This window comes from Chitinophagales bacterium, from assembly GCA_040877935.1.
Classification (GTDB): domain Bacteria; phylum Bacteroidota; class Bacteroidia; order Chitinophagales; family CAIOSU01; genus JBBDNB01.
Window position 1 is genome coordinate 1 of sequence record JBBDNB010000036.1, and the last position, 18,743, is coordinate 18,743.

General features: G+C 40.1%; 13 protein-coding genes. 3 read left to right on the forward strand and 10 right to left on the reverse strand.

The window, feature by feature from the left end; translation table 11 throughout:
• Window positions 1-155: 155 nt before the first annotated feature.
• The 3 genes from WD048_08840 to WD048_08850 all read right to left on the reverse strand — a co-directional run bounded on the left by WD048_08840 (window position 156) and on the right by WD048_08850 (window position 3,784).
• Window positions 156-2,678 (reverse strand): FtsX-like permease family protein, encoded by a 2,523-nt coding sequence (locus tag WD048_08840; GenBank protein ID MEX0812310.1) that lies wholly within the window; start codon window positions 2,676-2,678, stop codon window positions 156-158.
• Window positions 2,679-2,789: 111 nt separating this feature from the next.
• Window positions 2,790-2,963: a hypothetical protein gene (locus WD048_08845; GenBank protein MEX0812311.1), complete on the reverse strand. Its 174-nt coding sequence runs from the start codon at window positions 2,961-2,963 to the stop codon at window positions 2,790-2,792.
• Window positions 2,964-3,106: 143 nt separating this feature from the next.
• Entirely contained in the window at window positions 3,107-3,784 is a 678-nt protein-coding gene (locus WD048_08850; GenBank protein ID MEX0812312.1) for an ABC transporter ATP-binding protein, read from the reverse strand.
• A 147-nt stretch (window positions 3,785-3,931) separates the two neighbouring features.
• On the opposite strand from WD048_08850, the gene WD048_08855 reads away from it, so the two are divergent.
• Both WD048_08855 and WD048_08860 read left to right on the forward strand, forming a co-directional pair.
• Window positions 3,932-4,636, forward strand: coding sequence for an arylesterase (locus tag WD048_08855; protein ID MEX0812313.1), 705 nt, complete (start codon window positions 3,932-3,934; stop codon window positions 4,634-4,636).
• 94 nt (window positions 4,637-4,730) lie between these two features.
• Window positions 4,731-5,408: an outer membrane beta-barrel protein gene (locus WD048_08860; GenBank protein ID MEX0812314.1), complete on the forward strand. Its 678-nt coding sequence runs from the start codon at window positions 4,731-4,733 to the stop codon at window positions 5,406-5,408.
• 13 nt (window positions 5,409-5,421) lie between these two features.
• Here the strand turns inward: WD048_08860 and WD048_08865 are convergent, their stop codons facing one another.
• The 4 genes from WD048_08865 to WD048_08880 form a co-directional block, all read right to left on the reverse strand.
• The gene (locus tag WD048_08865; protein MEX0812315.1) at window positions 5,422-5,865 is read right to left on the reverse strand and encodes a nucleotidyltransferase; all 444 of its coding nucleotides are present in this window, start codon (window positions 5,863-5,865) and stop codon (window positions 5,422-5,424) included.
• A 132-nt stretch (window positions 5,866-5,997) separates the two neighbouring features.
• Complete coding sequence (locus WD048_08870) at window positions 5,998-6,411, reverse strand: type II toxin-antitoxin system RelE/ParE family toxin (protein MEX0812316.1); 414 nt, start codon at window positions 6,409-6,411, stop codon at window positions 5,998-6,000.
• Window positions 6,401-6,634 carry a hypothetical protein gene (locus WD048_08875; GenBank protein ID MEX0812317.1) on the reverse strand — a complete coding sequence of 78 codons (234 nt, stop codon included), beginning with the start codon at window positions 6,632-6,634 and terminating at the stop codon, window positions 6,401-6,403. The genes WD048_08870 and WD048_08875 overlap by 11 nt, the downstream gene beginning before the upstream one ends.
• A gap of 61 nt (window positions 6,635-6,695) precedes the next feature.
• The gene (locus WD048_08880) at window positions 6,696-7,241 is read right to left on the reverse strand and encodes an ATP-binding protein (GenBank protein MEX0812318.1); all 546 of its coding nucleotides are present in this window, start codon (window positions 7,239-7,241) and stop codon (window positions 6,696-6,698) included.
• Between WD048_08880 and WD048_08885 the strand changes: the two genes are divergently transcribed.
• On the forward strand, window positions 7,181-7,624 hold the full coding sequence (locus WD048_08885; protein ID MEX0812319.1) for a helix-turn-helix transcriptional regulator: 444 nt from the start codon (window positions 7,181-7,183) through the stop codon (window positions 7,622-7,624). The two genes, WD048_08880 and WD048_08885, sit on opposite strands and share 61 nt — an antisense overlap.
• 19 nt (window positions 7,625-7,643) lie before the next feature.
• Here WD048_08885 and WD048_08890 read toward each other — a convergent pair whose 3' ends face one another.
• The 3 genes from WD048_08890 to WD048_08900 all read right to left on the reverse strand — a co-directional run.
• Window positions 7,644-9,392 (reverse strand): T9SS type A sorting domain-containing protein, encoded by a 1,749-nt coding sequence (locus WD048_08890; protein ID MEX0812320.1) that lies wholly within the window; start codon window positions 9,390-9,392, stop codon window positions 7,644-7,646.
• The gene (locus tag WD048_08895; GenBank protein ID MEX0812321.1) at window positions 9,349-18,276 is read right to left on the reverse strand and encodes a T9SS type A sorting domain-containing protein; all 8,928 of its coding nucleotides are present in this window, start codon (window positions 18,274-18,276) and stop codon (window positions 9,349-9,351) included. The genes WD048_08890 and WD048_08895 overlap by 44 nt, the downstream gene beginning before the upstream one ends.
• Before the next feature lie 123 nt (window positions 18,277-18,399).
• Window positions 18,400-18,743: tail fiber domain-containing protein (locus WD048_08900; protein ID MEX0812322.1), on the reverse strand; the 344-nt coding region annotated here is incomplete at its 5' end.

The following is an 18,743-nucleotide window of genomic DNA, read 5'->3' on the forward strand; positions in this document are numbered from 1 at the left end:
TTGGGAAAGCGACCAGCGGAAGCTCTTTCCAAAGTCCATTTGCAACACTTTGCCCCAGCCCAAAAGATAGAGCGGATCAGCCCGGTAAACACGCCCAGATTATTTTTGCATTTGACTATTTATTTATTTTTTATTTGGGAATTGCTACATCTCATTTATTCACCTCGTAAAATTTCTAAGGGTGTTTTGTTGATGATTTCGCGGCTGTTGCTAAGGCCGATCAATACGGTGATAGTTGTGATGCTGAGGTATGTGATGAGCAGCGGTAGAAAAGTGGGGGCGAAAATGGCTTTGAAACTGTACCAGGACAAAAACCAGGTGGAGACAAGGGCAATGAAAATTCCGCTGAGACTTGCCAGGCTACCCAGAAAGAAATATTCCAGCGCATTGATGCTCAAAATCTGGAATTGGCTAGCACCTAAGGTACGGAGCAAAACACTTTCCCAAAGCCGCTGGTATTTGCTCAATAGTACCGAGCCGATCAATACGATGAGTCCGGTGAAAATGCTGAGAAATGCCATAAACTGAATGACGAAGGATACCCTGCCCAGCAATTGATCGACTGTGCTGAGCACGAGTTTCAGGTCGATGATGGAGATATTGGGAAAGCGCTGCACGACTGCTCTTTGGTAGAGGGCAGATTGGGGAATGGAATCGTAGCGGGTGAGCAAAACGTGAAACTTGGGGGCCTTTTCTAAAACGCCCGATGGAAATACCACCATGAAATTGGTTTGCATGCGCTGCCAGTCTATTTTTCGGATACTGCCTACGTAGGTCTGGATGATGGCGCCCTGTACATTAAAGGCAATGGGGTCGCCCACCTCTGCCAGCATATCTTCTGCAATATTTTCCGCCAAGGAAACAAAAATACTATCACCCGGATTTTCAAGTTTGCCCTGCCATTCGCCCTGCACTATTGATTCCGATTCGCTGAGGGAATCTCGATAAGTAACCCTGTATTCCCGATCCAGTGTCCATTTTTTTACCTTAATGGTACTGTCGGCTTTAATTTCCTTTGGTGTCATTCCGCGCAGGCTGTGCAAGCGAATGTTCACGATCGGTACTTTTTGCAATACGGGCAATCCCAAGCTGTCGGTCATTTCATGCAGTGCTTCTTTTTGATCGTCCTGCACATCGAACAATACCATATTGGGCTGGTTTTTTGCCTTGGAGGAAAATTTGATTTTTTCCAGCAGTAGGCCTTGACTTAAGAACAATGTAGTAATCAATGCCGTACCCAGGCCAATACTCACTATCAGTACCAGTGTTTGGTTATTGGGGCGGTACAAATTGGACAGGCTCTGCCTCAAAACCATAGAACTTTGGCGCGGAAAATACCTGCGCAATAGCCACATTACGATGCGAGCCAAAGCTGTCAATATGCCAAAGGAAAGCAGCAGACCCAGCGTGAAAAAGAGGGCGCGCAACAGATTTCCCAATTGGAAATAAGAAAATGCATAAATCAGCAGGATGAGCAAAGCATAGACCCAATAGACATTTTTGTCTTGCTCATTGTTTTCATAAGAAGCGCGCAAGACTTTTAGTGGAGAGATTTTGCGGATATTCAACAGGGAAGTCAATGCGAAAAGTACGGCAATGAACAAGCCCAAAACAATTCCCTGAAAAATGGAAATCCAACTGATGCTTAAATTGACTTCGAAAGGCAAAAAGCTTTCAAACAATTGGGGCAAAATAAACTGAATGGAACTGCCCAGTATTGCGCCCAAAGCAGCGCCTACAAAACTCATGGCGGAAATTTGCAAGAGATAAATCCACAGACTTTGATTGCCCGTTGCTCCCAAGCAGCGCAGTACTGCAATGGAATTGACTTTTGATTTGATATAAATATGCGCTGAGCTGGCCACGCCAATACATCCCAGAAGTAGTGCGACAAAAGCAGTGAGATTGAGAAAACCAGATAAATTGGAATAGGCTTCTCCCAATTCCCTTTTGCGTTCTTCGACATCATCGAAACCAATATCGAGTGCCTTTAATCTTGGCTTGATCAAATTCTCAAAAACTGCAGGATCAAAATCATCGGGATATTTTACGTAAGCACGGTAATTGATTCGGCTGCCTTTTTGCAAAAGCCCTGTTTCCGGAATTTGATGGTAGGGAATAAAAACCGGAGGTGCCACGCCCGAGCGAATGGCCGATTGACCGGGAATGCTCAAAATACTTCCATCGATAATAAAGGGCGAATTGCCAATGCGCACGGTATCTCCAATAGAGGCCTTAAATTGCAAGAGCAGACTTTTATCTATGAGGGAACTGCCTTTTTTATTGATTTTTTTGGCAGCGGATTCTGGCTCGGTAAGCAGAGTGCCGTAAAAGGGATAATCGCCTTCTACGCCCCTTACTTCCACCAATCTGGTTTCCCCACTGGATTGAAAATAGACCATGGAGGCGAAGCTGATTTCACGGATTTGCTCCAGTTCCAATGAGTCCAGCATAGCGTAAACCTCGCTGGGAATGGGCTGTCTGCTTTTGACCTCTAAATCAGCTCCCAGCAGGCTTTTCGCTTCTTTGTCTATTTGACTTTTTAAATTGACGGCAAATGAATTGATGGCCACCAAAGCGGCAATGCCCAGCAATATACTACTGGTAAAAAGCGCAAGCCTTCCCTTGTTTTTCCGGCTGTCGCGCCATGCCATTTTTATCAGCCACTGCCAATTCATAGGTTAAGTTGATGCTTTAAATCTACATTGAATGCAAAAGGAAGGAAGTTATTAAGACGATTGATATTGTTAATTTTTTTTGCAAAAAATAAAAAGAATAGACTTCATTTTTTAAGCGGTAGGATTATTTGAGTTTTCACGTTTTGGTGGTTTTTCTTGTATGGAGACTCCTTGCAAGTCAGACAAATCCTTTAACCACTTTTTTTTATTGGAAAAGTATCCAATACTTGACTTATCGCGAATCTTGCGAACCATTTTAACGGCATCAAAATCTTTATTCTTCATTTCTTTAAAATTTCTCTTGGGCTTCGTATTTCAATAGGTAAATAAGCATTTTTTAATTCCTTATCAAAGTAACTCCCGAAAACAGATGTATCAACATAAACTTTCATAATTACAAATATAGTCAATAGAAGAATAGGCTAAATCTAAGCTTCATAAATTTCACCTCTTTTCATCGTCAAAATGCGATTTGTTTTTTTAGCCAATGCCATATCGTGCGTAACAATGACCAGCGTGGTATTATTGGCTCTGTTCAGTTCAAAAATCAGGGATTCAATAGTCGCTCCAGTTTCTTCATCTAAATTTCCGGTAGGTTCATCGGCAAATAAAATTGTGGGGTTATTGGAAAAAGCTCGGGCAATGGAAACACGCTGCTGTTCTCCGCCCGAAAGCTGTGTGGGATAGTGGTTGGCACGATCTCCCAATCCTACCTTATCCAGTAAAGCCAATGCTTTTTCCTGCGCCTGTTTTTCACCTTTCAGCTCCATAGGAATCATCACATTTTCCAGCGCGGTAAGCCCGGGCATTAAATTGAAATTTTGAAAAATAAAACCTACATGTTGGTTGCGGACCATCGCACGCTCGTCTTCATTTAATCCGTTCAGTGAAATGCCATTGAGTTCTACCGATCCAGAGCTGGCGTGATCCAATCCGGCACAGAGGCCAAGCAGGGTTGTTTTTCCACTGCCAGAAGTGCCCACTATGGCAATGGAATCCCCGGCTGCTACCTCAAAATTTACATTATCCAAAACCTTGAGTTCTTTTGAGCCGGAAATAAAGATTTTGCTTAGATTTTTTACGTTGAGTACGTTTGCTTCTATCATTATTGTAAGTGAATAGCTATTTTGGAAATTTATTTTTTAAAAAAGGAATGAAGCTTACATTTTGTAATTTCAGGCATTCTCAAATTGTAATGCAATTTACAAACTTAGACTTGCTTAAAATGTTTTGAGTTTAAATAATCAAATCACATGATTTCAAATAAAATAACATTTCCCCTTTTAATTTTAGCTTTTGCTTTTTTGTTGGCTTGCAATCAAAACAACTCCCAAAAGGAACAAAATAATCTTCCGGAAAAGGAAGAGAAAAAACCATCCAAAAAGGAATCTGCCAAAGTAATCTTGTTTTTTGGCAATAGCCTAACGGCCGGATATGGCGTGGAGCCTGAGGAAGCTTATCCCTCCATCATTCAGGACAGCATCGATGCTTCAAACTATGATTATAAAGTGATCAATGCAGGTGTGAGCGGTGAAACCACTGCAAGCGGCAATAGTAGGATTGACTGGGTTTTGCAGCAACAGCCCGTGTCTATTTTTGTATTGGAATTGGGCGGCAATGACGGTTTGCGCGGTATTCCCGAAAGTGAAACGGAAAAGAACCTAAAATCTATGATAGATAAGGTGCGTGAAAAAGCCCCCGATGCTAAAATTATCTTGACAGGGATGATGGTGCCTCCAAATATGGGCGAAAAATATGGCACTGCCTTTAATGCCATTTTTCCCAAGGTGGCCGAGGAAAAAGAGGTGCTTTTCCTCCCTTTTTTATTGGAGGGCGTTGCAGGGGAATCAGAACTGAACCTAGAAGATGGCATACACCCCAATCCCGAGGGGCATAAAATTGTGGCCGAGAATGTTTGGGAGGTATTAAAATTGCATTTAGAAAAAGCTTCTTCCTAATCCTTATTTTTGCCTGAAAATATTTCCCCTGCTTCCCATGACATTTAAATCGTATCCTATTTTCCTCTTGGTTTTTTCCGCACTTTTTTTTTGTATGGAAATTGTTAATGCTCAGGAGAAAAGACCCAAAGACCCCGTGGCTTTTGGCGTTGAAATTTCCCCTATTATACCCAGTAATCTTTTCAGGATTACGGCTACTGAAATGCAGGATGACAATTTTCAGGTAACGAGAACTCCTAATTCAGGATTCAAAGCTGCAGCAATGATCCGCTTTGGGCTTTCGGGCAAATTTGCCATGCAAACAGGTATAGGCTATATCAGAAGGCATTTTACATTGGATGCGCAAATAGATGATATTAAGTTGGAAGCGCTAAAAGTGCGTGCCATCAATTACGAAATACCTTTGGGCGCTACTTATTATGTGCATTTGACACCTGAATTTTTAATGTCCATCACCCTGGGAGCGGCTGCCAATTTTTTGCCCAAGGACATTATCAGCTCAAATGATGATATTTTGCAAGGCACCATTCAGCGCTCTTGGGTTACGCCTTCTTTCTTTTTAAATTACGGCTTTGAATACCGCACAAAGGATTACGGCTTTTTCTATTTGGGCTTTTCCTACAATATTTTTATACTGAATATGTACGACAACGAGGTGGTGTATGATTACAATGGCCCTGCCCAAAAAACTGTGGTTTCACCAATCAGAGGGGATTATTTTGGAATATTGATCCGCTACTTTTTTCCTGTGGATGGCTGGAAGAATTTGTGAGAGTTTGTGCCAATTATTTCCCGTGTAATTTTTTCAATTCCATTACATCTAAATAATCTTTATTTCTTCCCGATTTTAGTTTGCTGGTAATTAGGTCGTCAATAGAGATGATGTGCCAGAATTTTTGACCTTCAACATTTTCAATATCAGCATCCTTATATGCTTCCTCAAATGACTTGTTGACTGAAAAATTGGTAATCAATTCTATATTCAATATTTCGGGTGAAAATTTCAGGGAAATATTTTGTTGCTTGTTTTTTACCGATTCTGGTAAAGCATCAATTTCATAGCCCAGCTTCTGTAAAACAACGAGCAGCTTTTTTAAATTTTGACTGCTTGTATCAATCCAAAAATCAACATCGGCAGAATGCCTTTGATAACCATAATAATTTACGGCAGCACCACCAACCATTAGCATTTTCACACCTTCTTCATTGGCTAATAAGATAAATTCCATAATCTGTGAATGCCAGGCTTCCATTATTTTTTGGATTTCAGTTCAATAATGAAATTGTTGTTGGGTTTTTCCTTTTTCATTTGTGGAAGTTTCCGGGATTCTTCCATCATCTTAAAAAACAGCCTGAGCCGCTCAATGGGTTTGAGCTTTAGGAATTCCTCCTGCTGTTTGCGTTTGCTCTCCGCTTTGGTAGTAAATTCGATTTTCATTTTGGTTGTTTTTATCATGGCTTATTAGAAGTTTTTTCAACTCTTTATCACGAATATTTTCTTTGTCGCTTTTATCATAAATGGAGAGTAAGTAAACATACCTGTTTGAAACAAATACCTGGGTGATAATTCTTGCACCACTTGATTTTCCCTTTCTTTTTGAAGCAATTGCAAGCCTGATTTTAAAACAATTTGAACCAATTGAAACCCCCATTTCAGGATTTTCTTCCAATTGCTCGATGAGTATTTTTAGATCATTTTTGATTGAGCGATGTTTCTTAATAAGCCGTTTTAACTCACGTTTAAAATTATCAGTATAAACAATTTCAAAGCTCATCAAGTAATTCTTTTGCAGACTTAAGTTTGATCTTTCCTTGCTGATGTAATTTCACTTGGTTTAAAGCATCTTTCAAACCTTCAGAAATTTCTTCTTCGGAAGTTTCTGATACTGGTTCCTTTTGAAGCTCCTTAAAGGCTTTCTTAAGCTTTTCCCATTTTTTAATAGGGATAAACACACCAGTTTTATTTCCTTTACTGTCAATAACATACTGTAAACTCATGATTCAATCTATTTTGTGTTTCTAAAAATTAGAACCTTCAATAATTAGTTCACTTTAAAAATCACCCCGCCCAATTCTCCCGATCCAAGCTTCTAAACTGTATGGCCTCGGCAATATGGCTGGCATCAATTTCTGCCTTATTGTCCAAATCGGCAATGGTGCGGGCTACTTTCAGAATGCGATCGTAGGCGCGGGCCGAAAGCTGTAATTTTTCCATGGCCTTGGTCAGCAGGTTCAGGCTGATTTTATTCAGTTGGCAATATTCCTTTACATTTTTAGAGGTCATCTGCGCATTGCAATACACATCATCGTGCTGTTCAAATCGCTTTTCCTGAATGGCCCTCGCTTTAATCACCCTTTCGCGAATGACATTGCTGTTTTCGCTTTCCCGTTTTTCAGCCAAATCAGAAATGGATAAAGGGGTGACTTCCACATGCAGATCAATGCGATCGAGCAATGGGCCGGATATTTTGTTTAAGTACTTTTGTACCATACCCGGTGCACATACGCATTCCTTTTCGGGGTGGTTGTAGTAGCCACAAGGGCATGGTTGCGTACCCCATTTTAAAAAAGACGTTAAAAGCACTAAAACCAAAGCCAGTCGCATACCCCACCAAAATTACAACAATTGGTGATCATATCCGAAAGAAACGCTTAGACTTAGGATTGTATCAAAAAGATGTAGCTCAAATCATTGGAGTTACCACCGACACGATCACCTTTTGGGAAAAAGGAAGGTCAAAACCGACTATCAAACAAATGCCTAAGATCATAACATTCTTAGGGTATAATCCTTGTATAAAAAAGGCAAAGACCATCGGAGAAAAACTCTATCAATACCGGATTGAAAATGGTGTGACTGTAAAAGAGTTAATTAAGCTTATAAAGATAGACAGGCAGACGATATTGAAGATTGAGGGTAATGATTATGTTTCTAAAAAAATCTCAAAAAGAGCGGGTGATTTTATGAATAATAATGAAAGGATTTAAATAAGTATTTCAATAAGAATTACTCTTTTACAAATTTTCCAGAAATAGTTTCTCCACTTTTTAAAAACACACGGTAAATGTAGGTGCTTTTTGGTAACTGGGAGATTTCTACATACTGTTTATCACTTGTAAGTACCTTCTCTCCAACTAAGCTGTAAATCTTAATGTTCTGGATGCTTGTTTGTTCAGTTTGAAAATAAATCGTTTCTGAAGTTGGATTAGGAAAAACCTTTACGTCTTTAGATTCTCTTACCTGGATACTTGTGCAGGTTTCTACCTTCACATATACACTATCCTTTCTTTGATTACAACTGGAAGTTGTATTGTCATCTGTAATAGTAAGCGTGTATTTCATATTACTGTCTGGATTGGCAGTAGGTTGTGCTATACTGGAATTGTCGAGCCCCTTAGTAGGCGACCATGAATAGCTCAACCCTGCAATAGCCGGTGTACCCAATTTCACACCATTCATATAACTTTTGCAGAGCAAAGTATCATTTCCTGCATCTGCCTTGTAAATACCCGTGGGACCGAGGTTGTAATTGGGCATGTGAGGTAACGCAAGAAAAGCATAGGAACTGTCTGCTAATTCAAATTCAAATGGATTAAAATCACAGTTCGTTCCTTTTCTATTTGGGAAATTGATAAAGCTTAAATGATTATTGTATTGATTGAATTTTGTTAAGCGAAAGTCTCTTTGGCTGTAAGAAACATATATTTTATTATCAGGCGCTAATTTTAATTGAGTTAATGTAAAATCATTTAGACCTATACTTGAATCTGACCAAATGGTTGTTTTTTTAAGATTATCAAGATCAATTTGTGTAAGTTTTGAAACATTATTTCTGTTAGCATTCCTTAATTCTGTTATATACAATAGGTCAGAATCAGGTGAAAACTCACATCCATAAATCTCAGATAATTTATTGCTATCCAAATTTTGGTAATTGTAAAGTTCACCTTCACATCTATCGAATTCGAATAACTCTAATACTTCTAGGTCTGAATAACCATGAAAAACCATTTTAGACCCGCTATTCGCTATTACAATACCTGCTCCTGGATCTGAAGGTCTATTGCAATAAGATGGTCCTATGTCCTGATTGAATGGTCCTTCAAAACCATCTGAAGTTAATAAGTATGTTATGAATGTATTAGTACACAATCCGTCTTTTGGCATTTCTTTTGCAATAATCCACCAATCTTTGCCATTTAAATGTTTAACAGCATTTATGCCCTCATAAACTTCTTGACTACCTAATGAAATATCTTTTTCTATTATTCTCGCACTGTCATTTGAAATATCTATTAAACTATAATGAATACCAAAACATAAAGATGTTCCATTACGGGGACAAATACTATCCTCCATGGGAGCAGTGTATAGCAAATAATAATGCTCCTTGTTTGATAAACCAGGTAAAAAAAAAGCTCCTTTAGAAAAAGAATTTACAAGTTTTATATCCGAATTATAAATTCTATTGCCATCTGAATTAAATATTTCAATACCAAAATTTAGTTGAGTTTCTCCCAGGTAAAGCTTTAAATTACCTAAACTATCTGAAATTGATGCTGCAGTTTCATAGCATTGACCAATGTTAGATTCAAAAACCCTTGGATTATTCAAGTCACTGAAATCTATGCCACAATTATAACCAAAAACCCAATTTCGGTTTTCTTTTTGAGCAGAAACTTCACTACAAAAAAAGGATAGAAATACAATTTTACTGAACAATAATAATCTTATCAGTTTTCTTAATCTCTTCATTTACGATAATTTCATAGATATATATACCCTTGCTAAGTGCGTTTAAATTAATTGTATTTGAACCGCTGACCAAATGCCTACTTATCAACTGTGAACCTGAAACTGAATAAACATTAATATGACCTGTTTCTTCCTCATATAATTTAACTTGTCCGTTCCTTTCGGAACTATATACATTAGGCAGCAGTTCATATCTCTTTTTTGGTAAGCTCTCTTCAAGAGACTCCTTAATTATTTCCTCTAACCTTCCCAATTTACTACTACTGCTGCTGCAATCAATTTTCCAGTTTAAAGTTCCATTAAAGATGCTATCAATTTTTGACCATGTATAATTACTTAATTCATTAAACATAAACATTCTTGCCTCGTTTACAGATGGACCTCCGTAGAACACACATCTTTCAGCCAACTCCTCAATATCAGAAACAGATGAGACAGAGTCAACTCCCTCATGAAACTTCAAATAACTTTCTAAATATGTTATCCTGTTTGTCTCCATTTCAAAAGCTCCAGTAGTATTTAAATTTGATAGTTCATTGACAAGAATTTCATAAGTATCTTCACTATTAATACCTTCCACGTAATCCACTATCTTTTCCTGGACTGTATTTAATTTTGGAGTTAAAGATTCATTGGTATAACCCTTTACAAAGTTCTCAAGTACAGTATCAGTTTGGATTAAAGAATCCTGATCTTCAAGAACTTGATAAACTCCATCTCTCAGCCACCATCTTGTTTCTAAAGAGTCTTGAGGGATATCAATATCATCTTGAATAACTTTTCTAAACCACAATATTGGGGTTAACGGACCGATTACAATAGCCCTTTCAATAAAACATCCCGAATTACTACAGTTGTAAACTCCATTACTTGAAGTTATTTCGGGTGCTAAAGGCATTACGGGAAGACCTCCCGAATTGCTAGCGCCAATGCCAGGACCGGGCCTATAATTATCGCTTAAGTTATCTCTTACAAAAAACGGGAAGTTACGAACTAAAGCATTACTATATCCGTGTATTGTATTCATTCCAAATGCTCCAATCCACTCATTGTCAAATGTCTCATTTGTAAAATCACTTCCCTGGGGATCTAAAACGGCAGTTGGTTCTAATCCTACCCCAACCCAAGAATCTACAAAATTATTATCTCTTATCTGCGTACCTATGTTAGCATCGAAGAAATTCATTGATCTCCCCACGTCGCTGATATCATTACATCTAACAATAGTGCCATTGGTGGTTCGTAGTTGTATTCCATATTCAATAGCATCTTGTTGTGGTGAAGTACCACTTATTATATTACATTCAACATCAGAATTAGGAGATGAAACAACATTTATCCCAGCGCGGTAGCCAAGTTCAGTAAAGTTAAAAAATGTAGTATTGGGGGGTATTATTGAAATATTATTTTCTGTGACTGTTGCATTTCTACCATTCCATAGTTGTATACCGGAATAGACACTCTCGATGTCATTATTAGCAATATTTATACTCGGTGAAGTATGGGCTGGATTTAAATTCGAGTTCATAACCCAAATTCCACCTTTTAAAAGATGACTTGTTGTATTCATGGTAATCTCGTTTTCATTAACATCAATAAAGTTACTATTATCCTCTAAATGAATACCAACTATCCCATTGTTAATGGTATTGTTGTGCACCAGGTTGCGGCTGGCTCTATTAAGAGTAATTGTAATTGGTTGAAACGGAACACAAAATGGAAAACAATTTGGAACATGTACGTTAAAACCAGGATGAGGGCTGTTTCTAATATGTATGGCCTTTCCTCGGGTGGCTTGCTGAGTGAATGCATTGTTGCTAATATTCGTGCGTCCATATCGGTCGGTAGCTATGCCTGTATTACAATTAATAAAGGTATTCTGTGTCAAGTTGCCTACATTGAGGCTTGGTTCACCAAACCTCGGTAAATCCACAAATGCATTCACGCCAATACTGGGTTGGTTGGCGTTAACACCCTCTATGAAATTATTGTCTATATTGGCGTTAACATCAAAAAGATTTATACCAATGCCTGCCCCTATTATTTCATTGGTGCCTCCTAAGCCTGGCACACCAATATTGACTGATCCTCCATGGTCAACATCAATCCCAATATCCGTCCACCCATTATTGGGTGCAGGGGGTATCATATCCCCAAAGCTTTGTAATATATTATTTGCAAGTGCTGAATTATGGTTGCCCGTAAATTCCTCAACTACAATATGCCTTAGGTTTTCATGAAAAACACTGTTCCTGACAATAAAGGCAGCCTCGTTCCCGTGGGAGACGATAGCATTGTATGCATCCCTGATTATAACACCGTCCATAATTAAAGTACCTCCTTGTTCAATATGGATACCCTCCCACATATCGCAGCAGCCTGCCCGCAGTGTTGTTAAATGGTTCATGTTGGGTGCACAATGATGGTCTTGACCAAATACGGTATTTGATTGAGGTATTTGAGAAGACCTGATAGATAAAGTAACCCCGTCTTGTATCAACAGGCGGGCATTTGCTCCAAATAGTATTCCTTCGTCTTCAATGACCAGATCCTGATCAATTGTAAATGTTCCATTAATAAATATTAGACCACCCGATAATTGGAACCCCCCGGGAACTGGCTGTAAATATGGGTTGTAAAAAGTTCCTTGAACTGGTAAAAGAGATGTTACGGATTCTCCGTCCGAAATATGTTTTGGGAAATAGGAGCCATATTTGATTCCTTCACAACACATATTCACCTCAAATTCTTCCTCACTGTCACAGGCAGAAATTGTAATGCTCCTGTCAATACCGTCATCCATAACCCCGGTAGATGCATTGCTTTCCCAACATATTTCCTGGGTGTAATCCGCAGGTGGAGATAATATCTGTGTGGGACAGCCCTGGCAGCCCACTATATCCCAGGTATAAACAACATTTGGATTTGGGTTTTCTATTGTGTATTCCCGGCAAGTAGAGCAATTATCGAAAGTTCCACTAAGTTCTATATCCAGATTACAGCAGGAGGCCACAGTATAGCAATTGTATGATGTGCACCCGTTGTCATCGGTTATTGTAACACATATATCACCTCCATCAAGATCGGTCCAATAAATACTGGCATTTGGCCCTGTAGGTGTAGCACCATCAATAAGTGCATTTGAGGGCAAATTAGTAACCCAATCATAGTCAAAACCTGGTTGGTGATTTGTAACAGTATAAGTCATTGGGGAAGAATGACATTCAGTAGGGCCGCTTATTTCAGGGAGAGGAGGATCTCCTGGGATTGATATCGGCTTACACACTCCTCTATAATTATTATTTTTATTTAAAAGACATACTTGGTAATTTCCACCAGGTGGCAGGTTGATGAATTGTGGATTTTGTTGAGTTGAGTTTGCTAAAAAAATATTATTGCGTCTAATGATCCAAATCCTATTGTTATTGGTCAAGCAATTTGAAAGGTCAGTTAATTGTAATACGTTACAATTAGATATTGAATGACTAAAGTCAATGGCTTTTACTTCAAAACTATATTCTCCATAAGCTGTGCCACATGAAGGATGTTCTTCTTCAACAGAAACGGTATAGTGACCTGGTTGGAGATTACAAAATGTTTGTTCTAAATCTTGACTATTGCTGACAACACTAATTGTTTGGGGTGGAAAATCAGTTCTTATTAATGTCCATGTAATATCATGTGGATGATAAGGGTCTGGCGGTATACAGTCCACACATTCCACCTCTACACACTCATTGCCACATACAGGATCAGGGGTGACATCCAGGGTCCTTGGGTCAGTTGTGCCTGATGGACTCATTATGTAAAATGGTGGAGTGAAGTTTTGTAATGGAGTAGACCCATAACAAGGGTCACCGAGGCTTATTTCATATAAATAAGCATTAAATTCATAGGGGCCTCCCACTGGAAGTTCTATTATAATTTCATCGTCATCATTTGCACTCACCCAAGTCGGTGTTTGACCGTTGTATACTTGATTACAATAGTCAAAAGGAGCTGGAGTTACATTTTGGCAATGAACTATGTCATTTGGAGATGGTAAATTACCAAGCCCAACATCAGTTGAGGATAGTACAGTTCCGTTTAAACTCACATACCACATTATCCCATATATACAACTTACATGCATATCACTGAAGCACCATTTCACTTTGATTTCACCACAGGCAATATTTGGAATTGTAGGCTCGTTCCATTCCGTTCCATCAAAGGTTTCAACCCATAATCTATTGGGGGCTGGAACTATATCACTTGGTGGCGGTAGAGGACTGCATGGAGGATCTGCTTTTAATCTAAACCGAAAAAAGGACTGCTCATTATAGTCTTGTTTTACCATAACATAGTAGGTGTCGCCCACTGCCAGGTTGGAAAGAAAATAAGTGATCGCCCCCTTATCAATATCAAAGCTGTCCCTTACCAAAATCAAGCTGTCACACATGCCCCGATATACTGTTAGCCTATTAATATTGTAATCAAAGTTTATACCTTTTTGAAAATCTGCAGTTGGTAATATTCCAAAATAGAATGAGTCCAGACTTGCTTTAAACTTAAACCACATTACTGTATCATTGGAAAAGAAGGTTCTTGTTTCAAGGGTGTCATTGATCAATATAGCATTTTCACATTCAGAGCCGGTATCGTAGGTTTTGGCAGAATCATTCAAAGTCCAAATGCCGTAATTTGTACTGGTATCGATCGAGAACTTATTGCTACTGGTATCTATGGTGCCGATCAGGGTATCCCATGCAGAACCGTCCCACAGTGTTGCAAACAGATCCAGTTCCGAGATATCATTCTCCCCTTCAAGTTCAAAATCAATGTATTTAAAATACTTATTCGCTTTGGGCACCGTATCATAATCCAGTGCATCCAACAGCCAGAACCGGTCTACAACATAAAGGGAATGGTCAGTTGATAGGGTATCATAATAATCATTTAGCTGTGAAGGATAGGGTGTGTTGTTTGGAAAATAAAAAGGATCAGTACCATAGGTACTGAACATTATTTTTCCTATACTGGTATCCCCGGCTTCTGTTACCTGTAGTTGCATGCCCACATCGGTACCATTATTATAAAAGGGAACATTGTAGGTGCCGGTATTGTTTCCTATATCCCATTGTAACCTATCTGCAAATTGCTGCTTCGAGATGGTCAACCTACCATCATCAAAATCCAATGAATTGGAATCAGGGTTAGCAATACTAATAAAACTGCTGTCCATAAGGATGTTGGCATCATTCAATACCATTTGGTACTGAATACCAATTGTATCATTGGTACTCAAGTACACCTGGTTACTGTCACTAAAGGCAAGCGTATAAAAGTCCATGCTGCCATTGAGCTCTATTTCACTGCCCTGAATAATCACTGTTCCATCATTGTGATTAAATGCATAGGCTGTATCGGTCAAGCCACCACCAAGGGTTAAAGTATCTTCTGTGGAAGTAAAACTTCCTCCATACAATGACAGGTCACCAATTATTTCAATTGCTGCTGAATCCCCCTGGAAACTTCCACCATGAAAACTCACATTATCTCCAAAAACTTTACTTCCACCTGCAGCTGAAAAAGTACCGCTATAGAAATCTGCAGTCTGTCCAATATCCAGATTGCCATTTCCTGTTAACCATATACCGCTGTGCATTTCCAGGCTTTGCTGGATTTTGAGGTTCTTATCATTTTGATCAATAGTGGCATTGTAGCCGGAATCGATTCTCATTTCATTTACAATGGCATTGCTGTCCATGTAACAATCGTAAACGGCCCCTGCATTAAAAATCACCGTTCGGAAAGAGTCGGGTACACCCGCACCTCCCGCGCCCCCGGAATAATTGGACCAGTTAGCTACATTGCTCCAAAGTGAATCTTCTTCAGCTACCCAGTAAAGAGTCAATGGGTTTGCAATCATCCCAATATTGGTCTTGATACGGCTTATCTTTGGAGTGCCTTTACCCAAAGCTACATCGATGAAAAGTATATCATCTTCAATTGTAGGTGAGCTCAATAATGCAGTTCCGTTTTTTGAATACCTGATGGAGTCCCCTTCACGTTCTACCCTTATTACATCACCAACAAGAAGCAACCCGAAATTGCCCTTGTTGTTACCGTTCTCTACTATAGATAGATTTCCATTGTTGACCTCCAAGGCATAATCCATTGTCGCAACATCTACGCCCTGGTTGCCATTGGACAACCCTATATAATATTTTTGGTCTTCATTTACAGATGATAGCAGGAATTCCACGTATCCATCCTCATTGGCAGGAAGATGGTTTCTAGAGAAAGCACCTGCATCAACTGTAGTAGATGTACTGGTTTTTTCTACTGAATTACCACCAGTAGCAGTATTTTGCGTGTATTGCCAGAGTAATTTATACCCTATCTCCGATTCAGATATGAGCGTATCAGTGCTTTGATCACTAACTGTTGCAGTATAATTACCTACATAAATGTCATCGTTTATTCTACTTGTATCTTCATTCGACCACAGATAGGAAAAGGGTTCATTTCCTCCCAATACCTCTAATTCGATTTCACCACTGGAATACTGGGCAGGCCAGGCATCCGTAACCCAAGCATTAACCCCAAAGGGAATGCCAAAGGATGAGCTGATATTGTTGATGGCATAATCCGAACTACCCGATGGAAGAGTTACATCGATCAACAGCTTTTCGGAGCTGTCCGTCCATAAGATTCTGAGCAAATCATTATTCTTGTAGTAACTGATGCTGTCTGCAACCCTTTCCAGCCTGAACCGGTCTCCGGTACTTATGGTGGCAAAAAACCCTAAGTTCCTGCCACTCTCCACAATATAGATAGAGTCATTGCTGCGCTTGAATGCAAACTCTATGGTGTATTGAGAGGAATCCAGGTTTTGTTCTGACAGACCAAACCAAAACCGGTTGTTTGTTCCATCATCAACGGCAAACTCAGCATACCCGTTTTCTCCCGGCCTGAGGTAATTTTTTGATGCCGCTCCTGCTACAAGCGATAGGGCAGCTGTAGTTTTGCTGATGCTGTTTCCCGTTACTGTTACCCCTGTGGTATCCTTCCATACTATTTCATGGCCTATGGTAATAGAGGTCGTTAAGGTATCAGAGTTGTCATCAACCACTGTAACATCATAGGTTCCCGCATCCAGGCTATCCCTGTTCGAAGAACTTGTGGGGTCATCAGCCCAATGAATGGAATAAGGGGTCTTTCCGCCGAATATGTCCAGGGAAATCGCACCGGATACGGTGTTGCCGGGCACTACATCCGTTACGGTATAATCCAACCCGAATGGCACATCAAAGGAAGCCCTGAGGCTATCTACCAGTGGTTTGTTTTTTCCAAGGCCTGCATGTAATCGCAGTGATTTGGTAGTGTCCGTATCCACACTTCTTATTACTGTATCATTGACATAATAGAATATTTTGTCAGAGGCCCTTTCGATCTTAAATTGGTTGCCCTTATTTGCCGAGCACAACAATATTTCATTGCCACTTTCGTAGATATAGACAAAGCCGGTTCTCGATAGAAAGGAGTATTGCATGGTAGTGGCCTGTTGGTAATATTCCGATAGACCGACATAAAAGGACTCGTTGGCCAATGAACTGTTGACCCCGGTAAATTCTATATACCCATCTTCCCCGGAAAGCAACCTGTTCCTTGAGGAAGCATGGGCATCAAAGTCCTGGGATGAAGTTGTCTTTTCAACACTGTTCCCGGTTATACCAACACCGGAGGTGTCTGCCCATTCTATTTGGTATTCCACTTTAATATTCGCTGTCATGGTATCGGATAGGGCATCCACAACCGTTACGGCATAGGTTCCTTTGTTCAGGTTGTTTTTTGTTTGGGAAGTACTCCCATCCGACCAATGGATGGAATAGGGGGATTCCCCTCCGCTGATATCAAGGGTAATGGATCCGGAGTTTAACTGTCCGGGAACCTGGTCTACAATACGGGGCGTGATCAAAGGGCCTAGGTACAATGGGTTGGCACTATCGACCAATACCCAGATGCCGGATTTTGAAGTGCTGTCTATCAGGATCAGGTTGTTCGCAGTGTCAACCGTACCTTCAATCGCATCCCAGTTGTCTCCGTTCCAGTGCTGGGCCTTCAGCCTGCTTTCCTCTATTTTAGTGCCGGAGAAAGAGGACAAAAGGTCGGCATCGCTGTACTTGAGCGTAATATTGGCATAGGGGTTTTGTGTGTAATCGTTCCACTCAACTTCCCAGAACCTGTTGACTACTGTCTTTGAAATGTCTTTGTGCGTACTGTCCGTTAGTTTGATGTTTTCCTCAGGATAAGGGGAATTATCTATTTGCGTGAGATAGGTTTTTACACCCAGGTTTCCCTGGCCTGATTCCGATCCCGCTGTTAGGATTTCCAGTGTAAGGGAAATATCCGCTAATGAATCACCCAGGGAGGGGGTCAACGGAAAACCGGTATGAAAGGGAATGGTATAGGTGCCGGTATCTTCACCAACAAACCACTTGATGTTTTCTTCAGGATCGTGTCTTTCGGCTATAATGATCCCCCCGTTTTCCTGGATGGCAGTTTTGTGGCTATTGTATATGACCAGGGAACTGCTGTTGAGCCAGACTTTTCCATGTTTTAACTGCAGGCTGCTGTCAACGCTTAATGAGGCACTATCGCCTCTCATATCTATAATGCCGTAGTTCTCCACAAAATCAGCTTTTCCGATTATGCCCCAATTGCTGATCAGGCCCGTACTGTCATTTAACAGGTTTCCCTCTATCCCGACTCCGGTACCTTTTTTGATGTTAACCTGTGTTCCTTTGTTATTGATCCAAATCGATTGGGAGCATACTTGCCCAATTGAAATGGATAACATCAATACAGTAATCCATGCTTTTATTTTAAACCTTTCCATAAGCATTAGTTTATTTGGTTGATTGAATAGCACGCAGATGGCGCGGGTTTTTATGGTCCGCACAGATAATTTTGCTGATTATCTAGTGCATATCTGCCCAACCTGCGTTATCTGGGGCCTATTTTACTTCGCTTTACCCTGCATCAGCAATTGCTCCTTTATCAGCTCAACTTCTGCCTTTAGGCCTTCCTGATTTTCGGTCAGGCTTTCCAGTTCCGTGCGCAGTGCAGCATTCTCATCACTCAGCTCCTTAAGGGCCTCTATCAGTGGGGCAATCAGGCCGGTATAGCGCAGGTGCTTGTTGCCCTCGTTATCGGTCTTCACCAGTTCGGGATAGATTTTTTCCACTTCCTGTGCGATCAGACCAAGCTGTGTATTGCTGTCCTTTTCAGGGTCTTTCCAGTTGTAGCTCACACCACGCAGGCTAAGTACCTTGGCAAGTGCATTTTGCAGCGTTTGGATATCGG

What these genes read in the sequence shown, in the direction of transcription:
- WD048_08840 (MEX0812310.1), bottom strand. Translation starts at nt 2,678, where the DNA reads ATGAATTGGCAGTGGCTGATAAAAATGGCATGGCGCGACAGCCGGAAA.
- WD048_08845 (MEX0812311.1), bottom strand. Translation starts at nt 2,963, where the DNA reads ATGAAGAATAAAGATTTTGATGCCGTTAAAATGGTTCGCAAGATTCGC.
- WD048_08850 (MEX0812312.1), bottom strand. Translation starts at nt 3,784, where the DNA reads ATGATAGAAGCAAACGTACTCAACGTAAAAAATCTAAGCAAAATCTTT.
- WD048_08855 (MEX0812313.1), top strand. Translation starts at nt 3,932, where the DNA reads ATGATTTCAAATAAAATAACATTTCCCCTTTTAATTTTAGCTTTTGCT.
- WD048_08860 (MEX0812314.1), top strand. Translation starts at nt 4,731, where the DNA reads ATGGAAATTGTTAATGCTCAGGAGAAAAGACCCAAAGACCCCGTGGCT.
- WD048_08865 (MEX0812315.1), bottom strand. Translation starts at nt 5,865, where the DNA reads ATGGAATTTATCTTATTAGCCAATGAAGAAGGTGTGAAAATGCTAATG.
- WD048_08870 (MEX0812316.1), bottom strand. Translation starts at nt 6,411, where the DNA reads ATGAGCTTTGAAATTGTTTATACTGATAATTTTAAACGTGAGTTAAAA.
- WD048_08875 (MEX0812317.1), bottom strand. Translation starts at nt 6,634, where the DNA reads ATGAGTTTACAGTATGTTATTGACAGTAAAGGAAATAAAACTGGTGTG.
- WD048_08885 (MEX0812319.1), top strand. Translation starts at nt 7,181, where the DNA reads ATGGTTGCGTACCCCATTTTAAAAAAGACGTTAAAAGCACTAAAACCA.
- WD048_08880 (MEX0812318.1), bottom strand. Translation starts at nt 7,241, where the DNA reads ATGCGACTGGCTTTGGTTTTAGTGCTTTTAACGTCTTTTTTAAAATGG.
- WD048_08890 (MEX0812320.1), bottom strand. Translation starts at nt 9,392, where the DNA reads ATGAAGAGATTAAGAAAACTGATAAGATTATTATTGTTCAGTAAAATT.
- WD048_08895 (MEX0812321.1), bottom strand. Translation starts at nt 18,276, where the DNA reads ATGGAAAGGTTTAAAATAAAAGCATGGATTACTGTATTGATGTTATCC.